Origin of the sequence: Actinomadura sp. WAC 06369 (assembly GCF_003947565.1) — a bacterium.
Lineage (GTDB): Bacteria > Actinomycetota > Actinomycetes > Streptosporangiales > Streptosporangiaceae > Spirillospora > Spirillospora rifamycini.
The window spans coordinates 1-19,502 of sequence record NZ_QHJN01000091.1; the positions used below are offsets into that span (position 1 = coordinate 1).

8 protein-coding genes and 1 pseudogene are annotated in these 19,502 nt (G+C 73.3%); 7 read left to right on the forward strand and 2 right to left on the reverse strand.

The annotated features are described in order from the left end of the window. The first annotated feature begins 53 nt into the window (after positions 1-53). From DMH08_RS23470 to DMH08_RS23480, 3 genes are all read left to right on the forward strand, one after another. A complete protein-coding gene (locus tag DMH08_RS23470) occupies positions 54-3,779 on the forward strand; it encodes a DUF6531 domain-containing protein (protein WP_125617742.1) in 3,726 nt (1,241 codons plus the stop codon). A gap of 5 nt (positions 3,780-3,784) precedes the next feature. Beyond that, positions 3,785-4,252, forward strand: a complete 468-nt coding sequence (locus DMH08_RS40270; RefSeq protein ID WP_158642379.1) for an SUKH-3 domain-containing protein — start codon at positions 3,785-3,787, stop codon at positions 4,250-4,252. A gap of 607 nt (positions 4,253-4,859) precedes the next feature. Continuing rightward, entirely contained in the window at positions 4,860-6,938 is a 2,079-nt protein-coding gene (locus tag DMH08_RS23480; RefSeq protein ID WP_125617746.1) for a UvrD-helicase domain-containing protein, read from the forward strand. On the opposite strand, the gene DMH08_RS23485 is transcribed toward DMH08_RS23480, so the two are convergent. Then, positions 6,922-8,427, reverse strand: a complete 1,506-nt coding sequence (locus DMH08_RS23485) for a serine/threonine-protein kinase (protein ID WP_026400322.1) — start codon at positions 8,425-8,427, stop codon at positions 6,922-6,924. The two genes, DMH08_RS23480 and DMH08_RS23485, sit on opposite strands and share 17 nt — an antisense overlap. 314 nt (positions 8,428-8,741) lie before the next feature. Between DMH08_RS23485 and DMH08_RS23490 the strand changes: the two genes are divergently transcribed. Continuing rightward, a complete protein-coding gene (locus tag DMH08_RS23490; RefSeq protein WP_125617749.1) occupies positions 8,742-9,596 on the forward strand; it encodes an isocitrate lyase/PEP mutase family protein in 855 nt (284 codons plus the stop codon). A 647-nt stretch (positions 9,597-10,243) separates the two neighbouring features. On the opposite strand, the pseudogene DMH08_RS42450 reads toward DMH08_RS23490, so the two are convergent. Continuing rightward, positions 10,244-11,131: pseudogene (locus DMH08_RS42450) on the reverse strand (HsdM family class I SAM-dependent methyltransferase); the annotation flags it as partial. A gap of 514 nt (positions 11,132-11,645) precedes the next feature. Between DMH08_RS42450 and DMH08_RS23505 the strand changes: the two are divergent. From DMH08_RS23505 to DMH08_RS23515, 3 genes are read left to right on the forward strand one after another with little or no spacing between them, the layout of a single operon-like run. Beyond that, a complete protein-coding gene (locus DMH08_RS23505; protein WP_026400325.1) occupies positions 11,646-12,407 on the forward strand; it encodes a DUF4352 domain-containing protein in 762 nt (253 codons plus the stop codon). A gap of 44 nt (positions 12,408-12,451) precedes the next feature. Continuing rightward, positions 12,452-14,731 carry a hypothetical protein gene (locus DMH08_RS40275; protein WP_158642380.1) on the forward strand — a complete coding sequence of 760 codons (2,280 nt, stop codon included), beginning with the start codon at positions 12,452-12,454 and terminating at the stop codon, positions 14,729-14,731. Further along, a complete protein-coding gene (locus DMH08_RS23515) occupies positions 14,728-19,452 on the forward strand; it encodes an AAA domain-containing protein (RefSeq protein ID WP_125617752.1) in 4,725 nt (1,574 codons plus the stop codon). Before DMH08_RS40275 ends, DMH08_RS23515 begins: the two co-directional genes overlap by 4 nt. Positions 19,453-19,502 lie beyond the last annotated feature (50 nt).

Genomic DNA, 19,502 nt, shown 5'->3' on the forward strand with positions numbered 1-19,502 from the left:
GGCGGGGACGGGGCGGCAGGGCGGGCGGACGGGCCGGCGGGGTCTTCGGCAAGATGGCCGGCAACCTGTTCCCCGCTCCCAAGGGAGGCCGGCGCGGCGGCCCGAACGGCGGGGGGCCGTCCGGGCCGAACGGCCGCAAACCGTCCGGCCCGGCCACTCCCGGTGACGGCCGCGGCGGCGACCGCAGGGGCGGTTCCCAGCAGTCGCAGGCGCGACCCACCGAGGAGACGCCCAAGAGCGGGGACCCGATCAGCATCATCACCGGCGATGTGCTGCTGAGCCAGCGGGACGTGTCGTGGCAGGGCGTCCTGCCGTTCGTCCTGGAGCGGACGCACGTGTCGTCCTATCGGGCGGGCCGCTGGTTCGGGCCGTCATGGGCGTCGACGCTCGATCAGGCTCTCGACGTGGACGCCGAGGGCGTCCACTTCCTCGCCGCGGACGGGTCCGTCCGCTCGTACCCCCAGGTTCTGGTGCCGAAGGTCGTTTCGCTGCCCGCCGCGGGCCCCCTGCATCCGCTGACGCTCACCGCGGAGGGCTCCTACACCTTGACCGTCCCCCGGACGGGCCGGACGCTGCATTTTCCGGCGCCCGGTGAGGAGACGGGCTGGTCCCGGCTGCCGCTGACCGCCGTCACCGACCGCAACGGCAACCGCATCGATCTGGTCTACGAGGAGCAGGTCCTCGTGGAGATCCGCCATTCGGGCGGCTACCGGATCGTCGTCGACACCGCGGCGAGCGCGGAAGGGGAGAGGCGCATCAGCGCGCTGCGCACCCCGGACGGGACGGTGCTCCGCCGGTTCGGCTACGACACGGCCGGGCACCTGACCGAGGTCCACGACACCTCCGGCGTACCGCAGCGGTTCGCTTACGACGACCGCGGCCGTCTGACCGGCTGGGTGGACCGCAACGAGCACTGGTACCGCTACACCTACGACGACGAAGGCCGGGCCGTCCGCGGGGAGGGCTCCGAAGGCGTGCTGAACGCCGCCTTCACCTACGACCCCGGCAACCGCCGCACCCTGGTCACCGATGCGCTCGGCCACACGACGACGCACCGGTACAACGATCTCGACCAGATCGTCGAGGTGGTCGACCCGCTGGGCGCGGTGACGCGCTTCGAGTGGGACGCTCACGACCGTCTTCTCGCGCGCACGGATCCGCTCGGGCACACCACCCGGCACGCTTACGACGAGCGGGGCAACCTCGCCCGCGTCGAGTATCCCGACGGCGCTTCCCTTTCCGCCGAATACAACGAGCTCGACCTGGCCGTCCGCATCGTCCAGCCGGACGGCGCCGAATGGCGGAAGGAGTACGACGAACGCGGCAATCTCGTGCGACGCGCCGATCCCTCGGGCGCCGTCACCAGGTTCGAGTACGGGCCGCAGGGCGCTCCCGTCGCCATTACCGACGCACTCGGCCACACCTACACCGCCGAGAACAATGAGGCGGGGCTCCCGCTCACGGTGACCGACCCGCGCGGCGCGACGCACCGGTACTCCTACGACGCCATGGGGTTCCCGACCGGATCGGTCGACCCGGCCGGACGGCAGGACCGGTTCGGCTGGTCGCCGGAAGGCCGCCTGCTCTCCCGCACCCGGCACGACGGGGCGACGGAACGCTGGCGTCACGACGGAGAGGGCAACACGGTCGAGTACGTCGACCCGTCCGGGCGGAGCACGCGCACCGAGTACGGCCCGCTCGACCTTCCGACCAAGATGATCCGCTCTGACGGTTCGAGCCTGTCGTTCACGCACGATGCCGAAAGACGGCTGACGCAGGTGACCACCACCGAGGGCCTGACCTGGTCCTACCGCTACGACCCGTGCGGACGCATCATCGCGGAGACCGACTTCAACCATCGCACGCTCACCTACTCGCACGACGCGGCCGGGCGCCTGGCCGCCCGGACCAACGGCGCGGGGCAGAGCGTGACGTATGACCGGGACGTGCTCGGCAAGGTCGTCCGGAAGACGGCGGGGTCGAAGGTCACGACTTTCGGCTACGACCCGGTGGGACGCCTCGTGCAAGCGGTGAGCCCCGACGCCGACCTCCGGTTCACCTACGACCAGGTCGGTCGCGTCCTGGCCGAGACCTGCAACACGGCGACTCTCGGCCTCACGCGCGACGCCCGCGGCCAGGTGGTCGGCCGGACCACGCCGTCGGGTGCGGAGAGCCGCTGGACCTACGGGCCCGCGGGCCTCCCCACCGATCTGCGCACCGGAGGCCGGACGCTGGCCTTCAAGCACGACGCCGCCGGTCGGGAGATCGAGCGGCGGATCGGGGCGGAGGCCGTCGTCGCCCAGCAATGGGACGACGCGGGCCGGCTCTCGGCCCAGACGCTGTGGACGGCCCCGGCCCGGCCCGGCGAGGAGGCGACGCTCCAGCAGCACCGGACGTACGCCCATGGAGCCGACGGCCGGCTCACCGGCATGACCGACCGCCTCGCGGGCGACCGCGCCTTCGACAGCGACGAGCGCGGCCGCCTGACCGCGGTGCGCGCCCAGGGGTGGACGGAGCGGTACGCCTACGACGACATGGGCAACATCGTCCACGGCGAGTGGCCCGAGTCCGACGGGGAGTCGGGTGACAGCGGAGTCCGCGAGTACACCGGAACGTTGATCAAACGCGCCGGGCGCGTCAGATACGAGCACGATGCGCAGGGACGCGTCGTGCTCCGGGAGCACACGACGCTCTCCGGCCGGCGCCGGCGCTGGACGTTCCAGTGGGACGCCGAAGACCGCCTCGTCGAGGTCCGGGTGCCCGGCGGCTCACGGTGGCGCTACCACTACGACGCGCTGGGACGGCGCGTCGCCAAGCAGCAGCTCGCCGAAGAGGGCGAGACCGTCCGCCAGCGATTCGCCTACACCTGGGACGGCACACGCCTGGCGGAGCAGACGCACAGCGTGTGGGATTCCGAGAACGGGCGCTACCGAACCCGAACGACCACCTGGGACTACGAGCCCGGAACGTTCAGGCCGTTGACGCAGATCGAGCACGAGGCGAATCCCGACCGTGAATCCCAGGCCCAGGTGGACACGCAGTTCTATGCCATCGTGGCTGATCTGGTCGGTGCGCCCGCCGAACTCGTCCGGGCGGACGGACAGGTCGTCGCGGCGCGGCCGGCGAACATCTGGGGAGCGCGCGGCGCCTTCCCGAGCCTCTGCCCGCTGCGGATGCCGGGCCAGTACCAGGATCCCGAAACCGGCCTCAACTACAACTACAACCGCTATTACGACCCGGTGGCCGGCGGATACGTCACGGCCGACCCGCTGGGCATCACCCCGCAGCCCAACCCGCATTCCTACGTTCCCGACCCGACCACCTGGGCCGATCCGCTCGGCCTCACGCCGCACAACTATGGCGGGTCTGACCACGACGATGAGGTGCATCCCGATCAGGCACTGCTCGATGAGGCGCGCCTGGAGAGGCACAACGCGCCGGCGGACGCCTCGATGACCGCGATGGCGCGGATCAAGGGCAGCACCGACCCCGATGAATGGGAGGTCGGGTATTCCGGAGCCACCGGCCGCGTCCCGATCAGCCCGGACATCGACTTGTCGCGCGGCGGGCAAACCTACGCGGGGGACGCCGGAAACTGCGCGGAGGTCCGGGCGGGCAGCATGGTTCTCCGCAACAACCCCGGCGCCCAACTTCGCGATGTCGAATTCATCGTCGTCGAGTCGGCCACGGGGAACATCAAACCGTCCTGCCTGTCGTGCCTCGGCACGATGGTGACGCAAGGAGCCCGAGACGTGGGAAGCGATATGCTCGGACGGTGAGTTCGATGGGTGACCGTTTCCCGGAGGACGTCGTTTCGCTGCTCCGTGCGGCCGGATGGTTCGAGGGAAGAGCGGCGGACACGGCCCCGGCCCTGCAGGCGTGGGACTCCCTGGGCCTTCGAGCGGAGGCCGGCCCCGTGGACCTCGTCCGCGAGTTCGACGGACTCCACGTCGAGCACCCCCCGTACGTCGACATCGGCGAAACCCGGCACTTCGACTTCACGAACTTCGATGCCGTCGCCGGCGTCCGCGGTTTGCCGGAAAGAGCCTATCGGGAGTACACGCGCCTCGCGGGCCTGCCCTTGTACCCCATAGGTCAGAACCGGGCGCACATGACCCTAATGATCGGCGCACAGCAAATCTTCGCAGGGGTGGACAACTACCTGTTCACTTATGGCGACGGCCTCGACTCCGCCGTAACGGCGATGCTGCGAGGCGAGCAGCCGACGAAGATCGGCGAATGGCACCCCTAGCCGAAGCAGTACTTGATGAAGGTCCTCACAGCCGAACGGGCTCGTCCATGATCTGCGCGATTCGCTCGAACAGAGCCGCCGGGCCGGTCGTGACGTGGAACCTGGCACTCGTTCAGTGCGGCAGCGCCGGTTCAGAACCGACGTGCCGCGTGCGAGAGAACGGTGCGCGATTCGTTGCGGCGAGGGCGTGACTGGACCACTCCCCTACGCCGTTCGGCTTCGGCCTCCTGCTCGTGGACGTTGGCCGGGACGGACGAACCGGGCGTCGGCCAACGGTATGTACACCCCGCGCCGGGTGGACGGTGGCGCGGCGGAGTTCCCTTGGACGTGCGTATGTGAGTGATGCACGAAGCTGGGTTCGGACGGTTCGGGCCGGATGCCGCGCGGCTCGCGCACATGAGCACTGAGCAGTTGGACACCGTGTGGAGTGCGGTTCAGGTCGGATCTCGGCGGCGCGGCGGCATGAGTCGCCGCGACGTCGGCTCCGTCGTGGCGGAGCTGCCGGTGACCGGAGGTGGCCGGAGGTACACGGTTCAACCATCTGGGGGCTTGAGAATCTCTAGGATGGCCCCCTTGGCCTGGGTTTCTGGCGGGAGGGGCGTGCGGGGTGGCTGAGCTGGCTATTGCGAATTCGTTCATGCCGCAGTACGCCAAGCTGGAGCCCAAGGTGCGCAAGGGCGTTGACGCGGCGCTCGCGAAGTTCGCGGAGCACACGCATGCGGGCCTGCACCTGGAAAAACTGCGGAACGCGCGGGACCCCCGTATTCGGACGATCCGGATCGACCAGTACTGGCGCGGGGTCGTGCTCGCGCCCGATCAGGGCGACGTGTACTGCCTGATCAGCGTGCTCGGGCACGACGACGCGATCGAGTACGCCAAAAGCCGGCGGTTCTCGGTGAACCGGCGGCTCGGCGTCCTGGAGGTCAGAGACGAGGGTGCCCTCGAGGAGATGTCGCCCGCGCTGGAGAAGGCGGCCGAGGGGACCGAGTACCGGCTGTTCGAGCACGTCTTCGACAAGGACCTCATGCGGCTCGGGATCGACGCGGAACTGATCCCGCTGGTCCGGCTGCTGACGAACGAGGCGCACCTGCAGGCGCTGGAGAAGCTCCTGCCGGAGCCCCAGTACATCGCGCTGCTGGCGCTAGTGCAGGGCATGAACCCGCAGGAGGCGTGGGCCGAGGTCGCCCAGTGCCTGCCGGTGGAGGAGTCGTCCGAGGAGGTCGATCCCGACGACCTCGTGGCGGCGATGCGGCGGACGCCCGGGCAGGTCGTGTTCGTCAACGGGCCCGAGGAGCTCCGGGACGTGCTCGCCCATCCGTTCGCGACGTGGCGTGTCTTCCTGCATCCGGTGCAGCGGAAGGTCGCTTTCAAGCGGTACAACGGGCCCGCGCAGGTGACGGGCGGGGCGGGTACGGGCAAGACGGTCACCGCGCTCCATCGGGCGAAGTTCCTGGCGGAGCGCGACGGCGCGCGAGTGCTGCTGACGACCTTCACGAAGAACCTGGCGGAGGCGCTGGGGGATCAACTCGCCTTGCTGGTGGACGATCCCGAGGTGCGCGGGCGGGTGCACGTCCGGAACGTCGACGCGTTGGCGTACGCGATCGTGGGGCGGCATCACCGGCCGGCCATCGCCGCGCAGAACCTCCTGGACCGGCTGTGGGAGGAGGCCGCGGAGGGGACGGCCCACTCCCCCGTGTTCCTGCAGCGGGAATGGGAGCAGGTCGTCCTCGCACAGGGGCTGGAGAGCGAGGAGGAGTACCTCGCGTGCACCAGGTCGGGGCGCGGGGTGCCGCTCGGGAAGGCGCAGCGGTCGGTGGTGTGGCGGGCGCTCCGGCATGTGACGGACGGGCTCGCGGCGGCGGGGAAGTCGACGTTCCCGCAGCTCGCGAACGAGGCCGCGGAGCTGGCCGGGGCGCCGGAGTACGACCACGTGATCATCGACGAGGCGCAGGACATCCATCCGACGCAGTGGCGGCTGCTGCGGCGGCTGGTGGCGCAGGGGCCGGACGACCTCTTCATCGTGGGCGACCCGCACCAGCGGATCTACGACAGCCACGTGTCGCTGGCGAGCCTCGGCATCAACGTGCGGGGACGCAGCACGAAGCTGAAGCTGAACTACCGAACGACGCAGGAAATCCTGCAGTGGTCCGTGCCGCTGCTGGGGTTCGCGCCCGCCCAGGGGCTGGACGACTCCGCGGACACGCTGGACGGGTACCGGTCGCCGATGCACGGACGCCGCCCGCTCGTCCGGGAGTACGGCAGCGCGGACGCGGAGATGGACGGGCTCGTCGCGCAGGTCCGGACGTGGATCGACGACGGAGTGGAGCCGGGATCGATCGGGGTCGCGGCGCGATACGTGTTCCTGGTGAAGAGGGTCGTTGGACGGCTCAAGGCGGCGGGCGTGCCCGCGTGCCAGGTGCCCGGCTCGTCCGACGGCGTGCAGGTGGGAACGATGCACCGGATGAAGGGGCTGGAGTTCCGCTGTATCGCGGTCGTGGGGGCGGACGAGAGTTCTCTGCCGTCCGGCCAGGCCCTCACGAGCGAGGACGAGGACCCGAAGGCGCACGCGCAGGACGTCCAGAAGGAGCGGTGTCTGCTGTTCGTGGCGTGCACGCGCGCGCGGGACCACCTGTACGTGTCGTACACGGACAGGCCCAGCCCTTTCTTGCCTAATTCAACTCGGTGAGAAGCGCCCTCAAGCCGGGGATCTGGGGGTGGGTTTCGCCGTTGCGGCCCACCAGCTCGGTAAGGAGCCCGGAGAGCTCCTCGCGGGCTTCGGCGGTTCGGCCCGCCGCGAGCTTCGCGCGGGCGATCTCCTCGCGGAGCCGCGGGACGAGCGCGTCGTCCGGACCGCGGCCGGGCGCGACGTCGCCGAGCAGCGCCTCCAGAGCGCGAAGCGCGGATCCGGTCGCCCCCAGCTGGGCGTGGCAGACCGCCTCCCGCTCGCGGCAGTGCAGGACCTGCGGGCCGTCCGGCCCCTCCCATTCGGCCAGGTCGGCGGCCGCCGAACGGTAGGCGTGGACGGCGCGCCGGTAGTCGCCGCCGTCGAACAGGACGTCGGCGAGCTCCGCCTGCAGGCGCTGCCACTCCGGATCGTCGTCGCCGAGGGCGAGCCGGGCGGGTTCGGCGAGGTCGGAAAGCAGTTCGGCGGCCTGCGTGTAGCGGCCCTCGCCCGCGAGGACGGCGGCCTCCTCGCGCGCCCGGACGACCTCGCCGCGGGTGGGGAGTTCGACGGGTTCCTCGACGCGGCGCGCGGCCGCGGCGACCTTGATGCGGCTGACGGCGTGCGCGTACAGGTGCGCGGGCGGGGACGTGACGATGCCCGGAAGCGGTTCGAGTGCGGAGACGAACTGCAGAAGCCGCTGGTAGACGTCCTCGGCGTCCCTGGGGCGGTCGCCGGGCTGTTTCTTGAGGAGTTCGAGGACGAGAGCGTCGAGACCGGAGGGGATGTCGGGGCGCAGCCGGCGGGGCGGGGCCGGGTCCTCGGTTTCGTGGCGGCGCATCACCTCGTACGGGGTCGCCCCCTCGAACACTCGGCGTCCGGTGAGCATCTCGTAAAGGACGCACCCGAGGGAGTACAGGTCGCTCTGCGGGCTCGGCGCCCCGTACACCTGCTCCATGGCCGTGTAGCCGGGCGTGTGGGGCGCGCCGAGGCCGGTGGTGGTGCGGCGCACGTCGTCGGGGCCGAGGGCGACCGCCGCGCCGAAGTCGAGGACCTTCACCGAGCCGTCCGGGCACAGCATGAGGTTGCCGGGCTTGAGGTCGCGGTGGACGAGCGGGCGCCGGTGGGCGACGCTCAGCACCGCGCAGACCTGCGCGGCGATCAGGGCCGCCCACGGGACCGGCAGCCGCTCGCGGGAGTCGACGACGTCGGCGAGGGTGAGGCCCTCGACGTACTGCATCACCAGGTAGAAGCAGTGGCCGCGGTCGGTGTCGCGGTGCCGCCCGAAGTCGTACACGGTCGGGACGCCGGGGTGCTCGAACCACGCGGTGCTGCGCGCCTCCTGCTCGAACCGCCCGGCGAGGGCCTCGTCGCCGACGACGGTGAACTTGACCGCGAGCCTGCGGTCGAGGAACCGGTCGTAGGCGCGCCAGACCTCGCCCATGCCGCCGCGCCCGATCGCCTGGTCCAGTTCGTACCGTCCGCGTTCTCCGAGGAGATCGCCGCGCCGCACTCGCACCTCCTCCGCCGGTCCGGACGCCGGCGGATCCGCCCGGCACCGTGTGCGTAGGGTACCGGCGTCCGCGGGGCGCGGCGAGCCTGCGCCGCCGCACGTCCGCGCAGGTGGCGCGGCCCGACGGCCGCTCACCGACAGCGGCGCGCTGACAGCATCGGCGGCGCCCGCTCCGGAGGTGGGCCCGGGGCGTCTCAAGACGGCCACATCATTGTTACTGCTTGTAGTTAAATAAATTCATAGAGTTAGCATGGTCCGCGCGGGATGGGTGTTCGTTCGGTCCGGGTTCGGCGCCCGCGACGAAGGAGTGACGGGTGAACTACGGGGACGAGCTACGGCGAGACATCGCGGCGGAAGGGGTCACTCCGCTCATCGGAGTGTTCGACATGTTCTCGGCCTCGGTGGCCGCGCAGCACTACGACGGCCTGTTCGTGTCCGGCTTCGGGTTCGCCGCCTCGTTCTACGGCCTGCCCGACATCGGCTTCATCGCCTGGCCGGACATGGTGGCGTTCACGCAGCGGCTGCGGCTGGCCTTCCCGCACCGGCACCTGCTGGTCGACATCGACGACGGCTATGTCGACAACGAGGTCGCCTGCCACGTCATCGAGCAACTGGAGCTGATCGGCGCCTCCGGGGTGGTCCTGGAGGACCAGAAACGGCCGCGCCGCTGCGGCCACGTCGACGGCAAGCGACTCCTCCCCCTGCCGGAGTACCTGGACAAGCTGGCGACGGTGCTGCAGACCCGGCGCAACCTGGTGGTGGTGGCGCGGACCGACGCCACCGGGGAGGAGATGCTGCGGCGTGCCGAGGCCCTCGCCGCCACCGCCGCCGACGTCGTCCTGGTCGACGGGATCGGCAGCATCGAGGGCATCCGCCGGATTCGCGAGGTCATCGGCGACAAGCCGCTGCTGTTCAACCAGATCGCCGGCGGCAAGTCGCCGCGCCTGTCGCTGCCGGAACTGGCCGCGCTCGGGGTGAACGTCGCCGTCTACAGCACCCCCTGCCTCTTCGCCGCGCACACCGCCATGGAACAGGCGCTCCTGCGCCTCAAAGGGGAGGACGGCCGGCTCCCCGAGCCGACGTCCGGCGGCGTCGGCGTCAGCGAATCCCTCGCGCTGCTGCAACGCAACATCAGCCGACACCGCTCCGCCGCACAGCGCCCGTCATGAACGGGCCTCGCTCGATCCGGCTGGACGCCGCGGGCGCCCAGCCGCAGCCAGCCCGCGACGAAGTCGGGGTCGCTGCGGGCGGGGTCGACGCGGACGATCGTCAGTCCGGGCCCGAGGACCGGGCCGTCCTCGGCGGCGACGCGGGCGACGGGGTGGCGGGCGATCTGGGAGACGACGATGTCGCGGGCCCGGATCCGGACGTGGTCCGCGTCGGGGGCCGCGGCCCCGGTCGGGCCCCGGCCGCGGGCGGCGTCGTCCAGCGTAAGGACGGGCACGGTGCCCTCGTCCATCCGGATGCGGGGCGACACCCGCAGGAGCTGCAGGACGCCGGCCTTCGCCAGCTCGCCGATCGTCGTCATCGCGGGCTCGTCGCCGCCCCGCGCCTGTCTCAGCAGGTCCAGCGCGGTGACGGCCCGGGGCAGCGCGGCGGCGGCGCTCTCGAGGCGCTCGCGTTCGCGGGTGAAGGCGCCCCCGGCGGACGGCGCGGTGCGCTGCGGCAGGTGCCGCGCGGGGTTGAGGTCGACCTCGTCGTCGAGCAGGTCGATGATGCGGACGACGGTCGCGGCGCCGCGCTGCGGACGGCCGTCGAGGTAGCGGCGCCACGCGTCCACGGCGGCCTCGTGGTACGTGCCGGGCTCGGCGGACACGTCCGCCATCAGGACGTCGTCGGCGGGCTGGTCGCCCGGGGCGGGGCGGCGCAGCACCCAGACCGAGACCGCGACGGCCATGTTCGGCACGGCGCCCGCGGGGAGTCCGACGACGGCGCGCAGCGCGCCGCGGCGCAGCAGCTCGGCGCGGATGCGGCGGCCCGAGCGGCGGGCGGCCACGGCGGGCGGCACCAGCATCACGACGAGGCCGCCCGGCGCGGCGTGCGCGAGCCCGTGCTGCAGCCAGGCGAGCTCCGACTCCATGCGGGGCGGCAGCCCGTACTCCCACCGGGGGTCGCCGGTCAGCTCCTCGTATCCCCAGTTGCGGTCGTTGAACGGGGGGTTCGTGACGACGAGGTCGGCGGCGCGTCCGGCGAACGCGTCGTCGCGCAGGGAGTCGCCCGGACGGACCTCGGCCGGGGCCCCGCGCAGTGCGAGCTGTACCGCGGTCATGCGCGCGGTCGTCTCGTCTATCTCCTGCCCGAGGAGCTCTTGCACGTTCTTGTAGACGTCGTGGGCGGTGGTCAGGAACGCACCCGTGCCGCAGGCGGGGTCGAGGACGGTGCGAGGCGTTTCGGTCGCGAAGTCGAGCATCAGCCGGACGACCGGTTCGGGCGTCATGTACACGCGGCGGCTGTGGTGCTCCAGGTAGCGCGTGCGTAGGAACTCGAAGGCGTCCGCGGTGCCGAGTTCGTCGGCGAGCCCGGCGAGCGCGCGCGCCAGGGGGACGTGGGCGGCGGCGTCGAAGGAGGCGGGGAGCCGGTCGGTGTGCGCGCGGACGGCCGCGGCGAGCGCCTCGCCGGCGCGGTCGTCCGGGAAGGCGGACAGGTCGTTCCGGAGGGACGGGTCCGCGTGCAGGGAGAGCAGGAAGGCCCCGGCGAACGTCATGACGTCGGACAGTTCGACGTCGGCGGCGGCGGCCTGCCGGAGGGTCTGCCAGACGCGCTCGCGCAGCGGCGGGTCGGCCAGTTTGCCCTGGTCGCGCAGCCAGCCCTCGATCTGGCCGAGGGAGAACGTCGGGCTGGTGGCGGTGCCGCCGACCGGCTGCGGGAAGTCGTCGTGCCGGCGCCGCCAGTTGCTCACCGCCGCGCGCCCCACACCCGCCAATCGGGCGATGTCGGCAGCGGTCACGGTCGCATCGTTCGACACACCAGCACTCCCTCCAGCCGACGTTCAGGCGGCGTTCAGTGATCACACCTTAGCGGTACCGGCCGGTCGGGCCGGTTGACCTGGTTCACGGTATCGCGGATCCGCGCCGGTGGAGGTGACTACTTGGGCGACGATTCGTAGGTTGATTGCGTTCACATCGGTATTGTGCTTTGCTGTGAACATCAGGCGCCTCGCTGGACGAGCGCGGCGCTGGGCGCGACACCGAGGTGCCGCCGAGAACCACGGAGAGAGCATGAATCCCGGCCACGGAATCCCCGCACCAGGTCCGCAGCCCGCGGGCCCGCACGGTCCGCAGCACCTGCCGCCGCACCCGCCCCTTCCGCCGCACGGGCACCCGGCGGTCCCCCCGCCCCGGCGGCGCGGCAAGGGCTGCCTCTACGCGGCCGTCGGCGGCGTCGCGGCCCTGTTCCTGATGGTGGCGTGCGGGGCGATCGTCTCGACCGCGTCCGACCCGGCGGCCACGTCGTCCGGCACGGACGCCGGGTCCGCCGGGACGCGCGGCGAGGAGGCCGCCGCGGGCGGCGCGGGCACCGGGAAGGGCGCGGACTCGGAGAAGAGCGCGGAGCCCCGGAAGGGCGGGGCGAAGGTCGCCGACGGGATCGGGCGCGAGTACCGGGACGGCAAGTTCGCCTTCACCGTCACCAAGGTGAAGAAGGGCGTCGCGCGGGTCGGGAACCAGTACGCGGGCTCGGAGGCGCAGGGGCAGTACGTCCTCGTCCACATCACCGTCGAGAACATCGGCGACGAGGCCCGCATGTTCGACGGGACGAACCAGACGCTCATCGACACGAAGGGGCGCGAGTTCGAGGCCGACACCGAGGCGGCGATCTGGAGCAACCGGGACACGCGGTCGTTCCTGGAGCAGATCAACCCCGGGAACTCGGTGAAGGGCGTCGTCATCTTCGACGTCCCGAAGAACGTGAAGCTCAAGGCCATCGAACTCCACGACTCGATGTTCTCCGGCGGCGTCACCGTCCCCCTGGGCGGACGCTGACGCGCCCCGCGGCCGCCCGAACCGTCGTCATCACGGGAGTGGAATTGAGCGAGATCTCCTGGGTTCTGACCGTCCCCCAGCCCGCCGCGTGGGCCATCGCCCACGGCCACCAGGACGTCTACAACCGCACCTATCCGACCGACCGGCGCGGCTGGTTCGCGATCTGCGCGGGCCGCGCCGCGGACTCCGGGCTCCTCGCGGCCACCGCCCGGCTCACCGGCCGCACCCCGGCGCAGGTCGCGCGGGAGGCGGCCGAGCGGGACGCGATCGTGGCCGTCGCCCGGCTCGCGGACGTGTGCAACGAGCCGTCCTGCGCCTGCGGGCCGTGGGCGCGGGACCGCTACGTCCACTGGCGGTTCGCGGACGCGGTCCTCCTCCCCGAGCCGGTGCCCGCGCCCCGCGAGGTCGGGATCTGGAAGCCGCCGAAGGACATCGCCGACGCCGTGGCGCTGCAGTGGCGCGCGGCGGCCGGCGAACCCGCCGACCACACCGCGGTCCGGGACGGCCTGCTGCCGCTCCCGGCCGCCGGCTACCGCCGCGTCCTGCTCCTCGGGACCACCGGCGCCGGCAAGACGACCGTCGTCCGGCAGCTGCTCGGCACCGACCCGGAGACCGAGCGGTTCCCGTCCACCTCGACCGCCAAGACGACCGTCGCCGACACCGAGCTGGTCCTGACGCCGGACGGCCCGTACCGCGCGGCCGTCACGTTCGCGGGCCGCGACGAGGTCGCCGCCCACCTGCGCGACAACGTCTGGGAGGCGGCCCGCGCGGTGCTGGAGGAGCGCCCGGAAAGGATCGTCCAGGACCGGCTGCTCGACCACGTCGGCCAGCGGTTCCGGTTCAGCTACCTGCTGGGGCGCGCGGCCGCGCCAGGCGCCGCGGACCCGTCCGACGAGCCCGACGACCTCGACGACGACGCGGCGGCCCTGGGCCCGCCGGACGCCGCGCCCGACCCGGGCACCACCGAGCTCGTCCGGACCTCGGTCCGGGAGCTGCGGCGGTTCGTCCGCGCGGAGCTCGCGCGGCTCGGGCCCGGCGCGCCGGCGGAGGCCGTCGAGGACGAACTGGAGACCCGCGTGCGCCGCTCCCCCGTGGCCGACCGGATCGTCGCGGCGCTCCTCGCCGCCGTCCACGACCGGTTCGCGCTGCTCGGCGAGGGCGAGCTGCGCCGCGCGGACGGCTGGCCGGTGTCGTGGACGTGGCGCAGCGACGACCGCGCCGAGTTCCTGCGGGTGATCACCCGGTTCTCCAGCAACCAGGCGGCGTTCTTCGGGCACCTGCTGACGCCGCTGGTCGACGGCGTCCGCGTGGCGGGCCCGTTCCGCCCCCGGTGGGCCGGGCGCGCTCCCCGGCTCGTCCTCATCGACGGCGAGGGCCTCGGCCACGCGCCGGGCTCCGTCGCCGAGGTCTCCACCCGGCTGCGGCGGCGGCTCGACGAGGTCGACGCGATCGTCCTCGTCGACAACGCGCAGCAGCCGATGCAGGCCGCGCCCGTCGCCGTCATGCGGACCGCCGCCGCGACCGGCAACGGCGGCAAGCTGTTCTTCGTCTTCACCCACTTCGACCTGGTCAGGGGCGACAACCTGCGGTCGTTCCCGGACCGCGAGCGGCACGTCCTCGGCTCGGCGGAGAACGTCCTCGGCGACGTCCGGGAGGAGCTCGGCATCGCCGAGCGGGTGCTGCGCCGCCGCCTGGACGACGCGCGCTTCTTCGTCGGCGGCATCGACCGGCTGCTCGCCCCCGACCTGGTCGACCCGGCCCGCCCGAAGGCGGCCCGCCGCACGATCGGGCAGCTCAACGCCCTCCTCGACGCCCTCACCGCGGACGCCGTCCCCCCGGAGACCGGCCCGTCCCGCCCGGTCTACGACCGCGCGCAGGTCACCGCCGCGGTCGTCGAGGCCGCGCGGGCCTTCCACGTCCGCTGGCGCGGCGCCCTCGGCGACACCCCCGCCCCGGACGTCCCGCGCCGGCACTGGTCCACGGTCAAGGCCCTCACCCGGCGTCTCGCGGAGGGCCACACCGACGAGTTCAAGGACCTGCGCCCCGCCGCGAGCCTGCGCACCGCCCTCGAGTACGCGCTGTACCGGGCCCTGCAGCGCCCGGTCGGCTGGACCGGCGCCGAACCCGACGCGGACGACCGGGAGGTCATCGTGGGCGAGATCGCCGGGGCCCTCGCCAAACGCCTCATCGCCCCCGTCGACCGCCTCGTCACCACCGGCCCGCGCCCCGCCTGGGCGCGCGCCCACGAGGAGCACGGCAGGGGCTCGACCGTCCGCCGCGGGGGCGCGAGTGCAGACGTTGAAGGGATGCGAGGGCGTACGTGACCGGTGATGCCATGACGCGGGAGCGGATCGGGCACCTGTACGACTATCTGGGGGCGCTCGCGCAGGAGGTGTACGCCAAACCCGTCCGGCATCTGGGCGACCACGAGGTGCAGGTGGCGCCGGGCGACCTGCCGGACCACCGGGCGGTGCGGCTGGTGTCCCCGGCCGGTGGCGGCACCGGGGAGGCGTGGCTGCGGGTCGGCAAGACGCCGAAGCCGAAACCGCCCGCGTACCCGCCGGAGATCGCCGGGCTGCTGCGCGGGGTGGGCCGCGGCGCCCCCGGCGTCCCGCCCGAGCTGCCGGACGACCTCGCGGAGCGGGCCGGTGAAGAGGCCGCCGGCAACGCCCGCGCGGTTCTGGCCGCCTGGCGCGCGGACGTGTGGGAGCCGTGGGCTGAGGCGGCCCGCGCCGCGCTCGCCGCCCGGGACCTGTACGAGACGCTGTTCCGGCTGCGGCAGCGGATGCGCGCCGACGAGGCCACGCACGAACTGGTGTGGGGCCACGGGATCCTGGGCTGGCACCACGGCGGGCACCGGATCTGCCATCCGCTGCTGGTCACGCGGACGCGGGTGGCGTTCGACGCGGCGTCCGGGGAGATCTCGATCACGGCCGACGGGCCGACCGCCCTGGAGCTGGACTGCCTGCAGGGCCTCGGCGTCCCGGGGCTGGACCGGCTCGCCCCGATCGCCGAGGAGCTGCGCGCGGAGCCCGTCGACCCGTGGGCGCCCGACGAGGCGCGTCGGCTGTACCGGCGGCTCGTCGCCCCCCTCGGGCTGGACGCCCGCATCGACGACGGGGCCGCGGCCCCGGAGATCGGCCCGACCCCGGTCATGGCCGGGACGTGGCGGCTGTTCGTCCGGAAACGTCCGGTGATGTTCCCGCGCTTCTTCGAGCGGCTGAAGCAGACGGTCGCCGCGGGCGGGCGGCTGCCCGCGCCGATGGTGGCGCTGGCGACCGGCGACGACGCGCCGGCGGACGTCCCCGCGGACGACTGGGCGCCGGTCGCCGAACGGCTGCTGCTGCCGCTCGCCGCGAACGACGAGCAGGAGCAGATCGTCCGCAAGCTCGCGTCGCACAGCGGCGTCACCGTCCAGGGCCCGCCCGGCACCGGCAAGAGCCACACGATCGCGAATTTGGTGTCGCACCTGGTCGCGCACGGCAAGCGGGTGCTGGTCACCGCGCACAAGGACCAGGCGCTCGCCGTCCTGCGCGACAAGATCCCCGACGAGCTGCGGGACCTGTCGCTGGCGGTGCTCGGGTCGTCGTCGGCCGACCTGACCGCGCTGCAGCAGTCCGTCCAGGCGATCACGGGGACGGCCGACGGGATCGACGAGGAGCGGGAGCGGCGCGCCACGGAGGCGCTGCGAGAGCGGCTCGACGCGGTGACGGCCGAGGTGCTGGCGCTGCGCAAGCGGCTGCGGACGTCCCTGGAGCGCGAGCAGGAGACGCTCGAGCTCGACGGCTTCCCCCGGCCCGCCGCCGAGGTCGCCGACCGGCTCGCCCGGCGGCAGGGCGAGCTCGACCTGATACCCGACCCGGTGCCCGCCGGGTCGCGGCCGCCGCTGGACCCCGGCGAGCTCGCCGAGCTGTACGCGCTGGCCGGGGAGATCGGCGAGCGGGACGCCCGGGACGCGGTGCTCGACCTGCCGCCCGCCGACCGGCTCCCGCCGGGCGGGCGGCTCGCGGAACGCTGGGCGGAGCTGCGGCGGCTCGCGGACGTCCTCGCCGGGTACCGCGACTACGTCGCCGACCCGGCCGTCCTCGACGCCGCCGGGGAGCCCGCGCTCGCGCGGCTCGCCGAACGCTGCGGGCAGGCCGCCCGCGCCCTCGTGGACCTGCAGGAACCGTGGTTGCAGCGGCTGCGCGACCAGGTCGTGCAGTCCCCGCGGTGGCGGGAGCTCTGGGAGGGGCACGCGCGGCGGCTCGGCGCGGACGCCGCCGAATGCGCGCGGCTGCGGGCGGCGACGGCGGGCGCGGCGGTCGAGCTGCCGCCGGGCCCGCCCGGCGAGACGCTCGCGCTGCTGGAGCAGGCGCGAGCCCGGTTCGCGCAGGGCAAGAAGGTGTCCGGGCTGACGCAGCGGTCGCTGGCGCAGTTCCTCAAGGGCACCGTGCTGGACGGCGAGACGCCGCGCACCGCCGCGGACGTCGAACGCGTCATCGCGTTCGTGGAGCTGCGGCGCCGCCGGGAGAGCGCGGTGCGGCTCTGGCGGGACGAGCTCGTCGCCGCGCTCGGCGCGCCCGAGCCCGCCGCCGGCGCCGCCGTCGAAATTTGGATCGACGCGCGGGTCCAGCAGATCGCCGCCGCGCTGGCCTGGGAGTTCGGCGAGTGGCCGCGGCTGCGCGCCGAACTGTGCGCGATCGTCGCGCCCGACGCCGTCCCGCACCGGCCGTCCCCCGACGACCTGCACCGGCTCGCCTCGGTGCTCGGCGGGCTGACGGCGCGGGCCCGGCAGCGGGCCGTCCAGGCCGAGCTGGACGCCCTCGCCGCCCACGTGGCGGACGGGCGCGGCCGCCCGGGGGCGAGCCCGCTGTGGACCGACCTCGCGAACGCCGTCAGGCAGCGCGACCGGGGCATCTGGGACGCCGCGCTGGCGGGCGCGGCCCGGCTCGCGGCGCTCCGGCCGCGGGTCGCGCGGCTGACCGAGCTGCACGACCGGCTGGCGGCCGCCGCTCCGCAGTGGGCGCGCCGCATCCGGGAGACCGGCGGGGACGCCGCCGCGTGCGGCGACCCGGCCCGGCTCGACGAGCTGTGGGAGTGGCGGCGCGCCGAGACGTGGCTGCGCGCGATCATCGACGCGGACGATCTCGGCGCCGTCCAGCGGCGCCTCGACGCGGCGCAGGAGGAGCAGCGGCGCGTCACGCTCGAGCTGACGCGCCGCTCGGCGTGGCTCGCCATGAAGGGCAACCTCGGCGCCGACCGGCGCCGCGCCCTGGTCGGCTGGCTGCAGACCCTCCGCAAGATCGGCAAGGGCACCGGGGCGAGCGCGGGCAAGTGGCGCGCGGAGGCCCGGCGGCTGATGCCGGAGGCGATGGGCGCCGTCCCGGTGTGGATCATGCCGTACTACCGGGTGGCGGAGTCGTTCGACCCGGTGGTCGCCCCGCCGTTCGACGTCGTCGTCATCGACGAGAGCAGCCAGTGCGACGTGTTCGCGCTCGGGCTGCTCGGCCTCGGCCGCAAGGTGGTCGTGGTCGGCGACGACAAGCAGATCAGCCCGTCCGCCGTCGGGATCCGCCGCGACCGCGTGGACGAGCTGATCCGCACCCACCTGCCGACGCTGCCGAACTCGATGCTGCTCGACATGGAGTCGAGCCTGTACGACGCGGCGACCCGGCTGTTCCCCGGGGTCGTCCGGCTGCGGGAGCACTTCCGCTGCCTGCCGCGCATCATCGAGTTCTCCTCGCAGCACTACTACGGCGGGGAGATCCAGCCGCTGCGGGAGGAATCGGACGTCCGGCTGCCCGGGCCCGCCGTGCGGGCGGTGCACGTCCCGGACGGCGTCCGGCGGGACCTGCCGATCGGCGACGTCAACGAGGCGGAGGCGCACGCCCTCATCGACCGGGTCGTCCAGTGCTGCGCCGACCCCGCCTACGACGGCCGGACGATGGGCGTCATCTCGCTGCTGAGCAGCAGCAGGCAGGCCCACTACATCGACGAGCGGCTCATGGACAAGCTCGGCCCGGAGGAGTACGAGCGCCGCGGGCTCCGCTGCGGCGACTCCTACAGCTTCCAGGGGGACGAACGGGACGTCGTGTTCGTCAGCGTCGTCGCCGACTCGGCCCGCGCGCCGTTCACGTCCCGCCGGTACGAGCAGCGCGTCAACGTCGCCGCGAGCCGCGCCCGGGACCAGATGTGGGTGTTCCACAGCGTCCGGCCGAACGACCTGCATCCCGACGATCAGCGGGCGGCGCTCGTCCGGTACGCGTCCGACGGGCCGCGGTCCGCGGATGCGGCCGCCGACCCGGAGTCGCGCTGCGAGTCCGACTTCGAGCGCCGCGTCCTGCGCATGCTGCTGGACCGCGGCTACCTGGTCACCCCGCAGCATCCGGTGGGCAACCTGCGGATCGACCTCGTCGTCCGGGGCGGCGGCCGCAAGCTCGCCGTCGAATGCGACGGGGACAAGTTCCACGGCCCCGACCAGTGGGAGGACGACCTGCGCCGGCAGACCGTCCTGGAACGTCTCGGCTGGCGGTTCTGGCGGGTGCGCGGCAGCGTCTTCTACCGCGATCCCGAAGCCGCGATGTCGGAGCTGTGGCCGCTCCTCGACCGACTCGGCATCACCCCGGGCGGCGACCCGCCGCCCGAACCGGCCGAGGTCTCGCCGACCGCGCCGCTTGCCGGACCGGACGCCGATCCCCGTCCGGCCGGGCTCTCGCTCTCGCCGGAACCGACCGGCACGCCGGGCACGGCTCCCGTGGACCCCGCCCCGGTCGTCCCGCCCGCCGCCGACCGCGCGCCCGACCGTCCGGGCGCCGTGGAGGCCCGGACGCTGGAGTTCCTGGAGCTCGCCGGTGCTTCCCGAGACACTCCGGCGGACGGGCCCGCCGAGCCGGCGCGGGCCCCGGACGGTCCGCCGCGCGGCCGGCGGAGCACCGGGGAGCAGGTCCGGGCGTGGGCGCGGGCGAACGGGCGGCACGTCGGCTCCCGCGGCCGGATCGCCAAGGCGATCGTCGACGACTACAACTGGGAGCACCCGGACGCCCCCTATGATCCGGACCGGTGAGCAAGCCTCGCCGACTTTTCCGAATCGGTGGTTGATCGAGTTCACGCGTG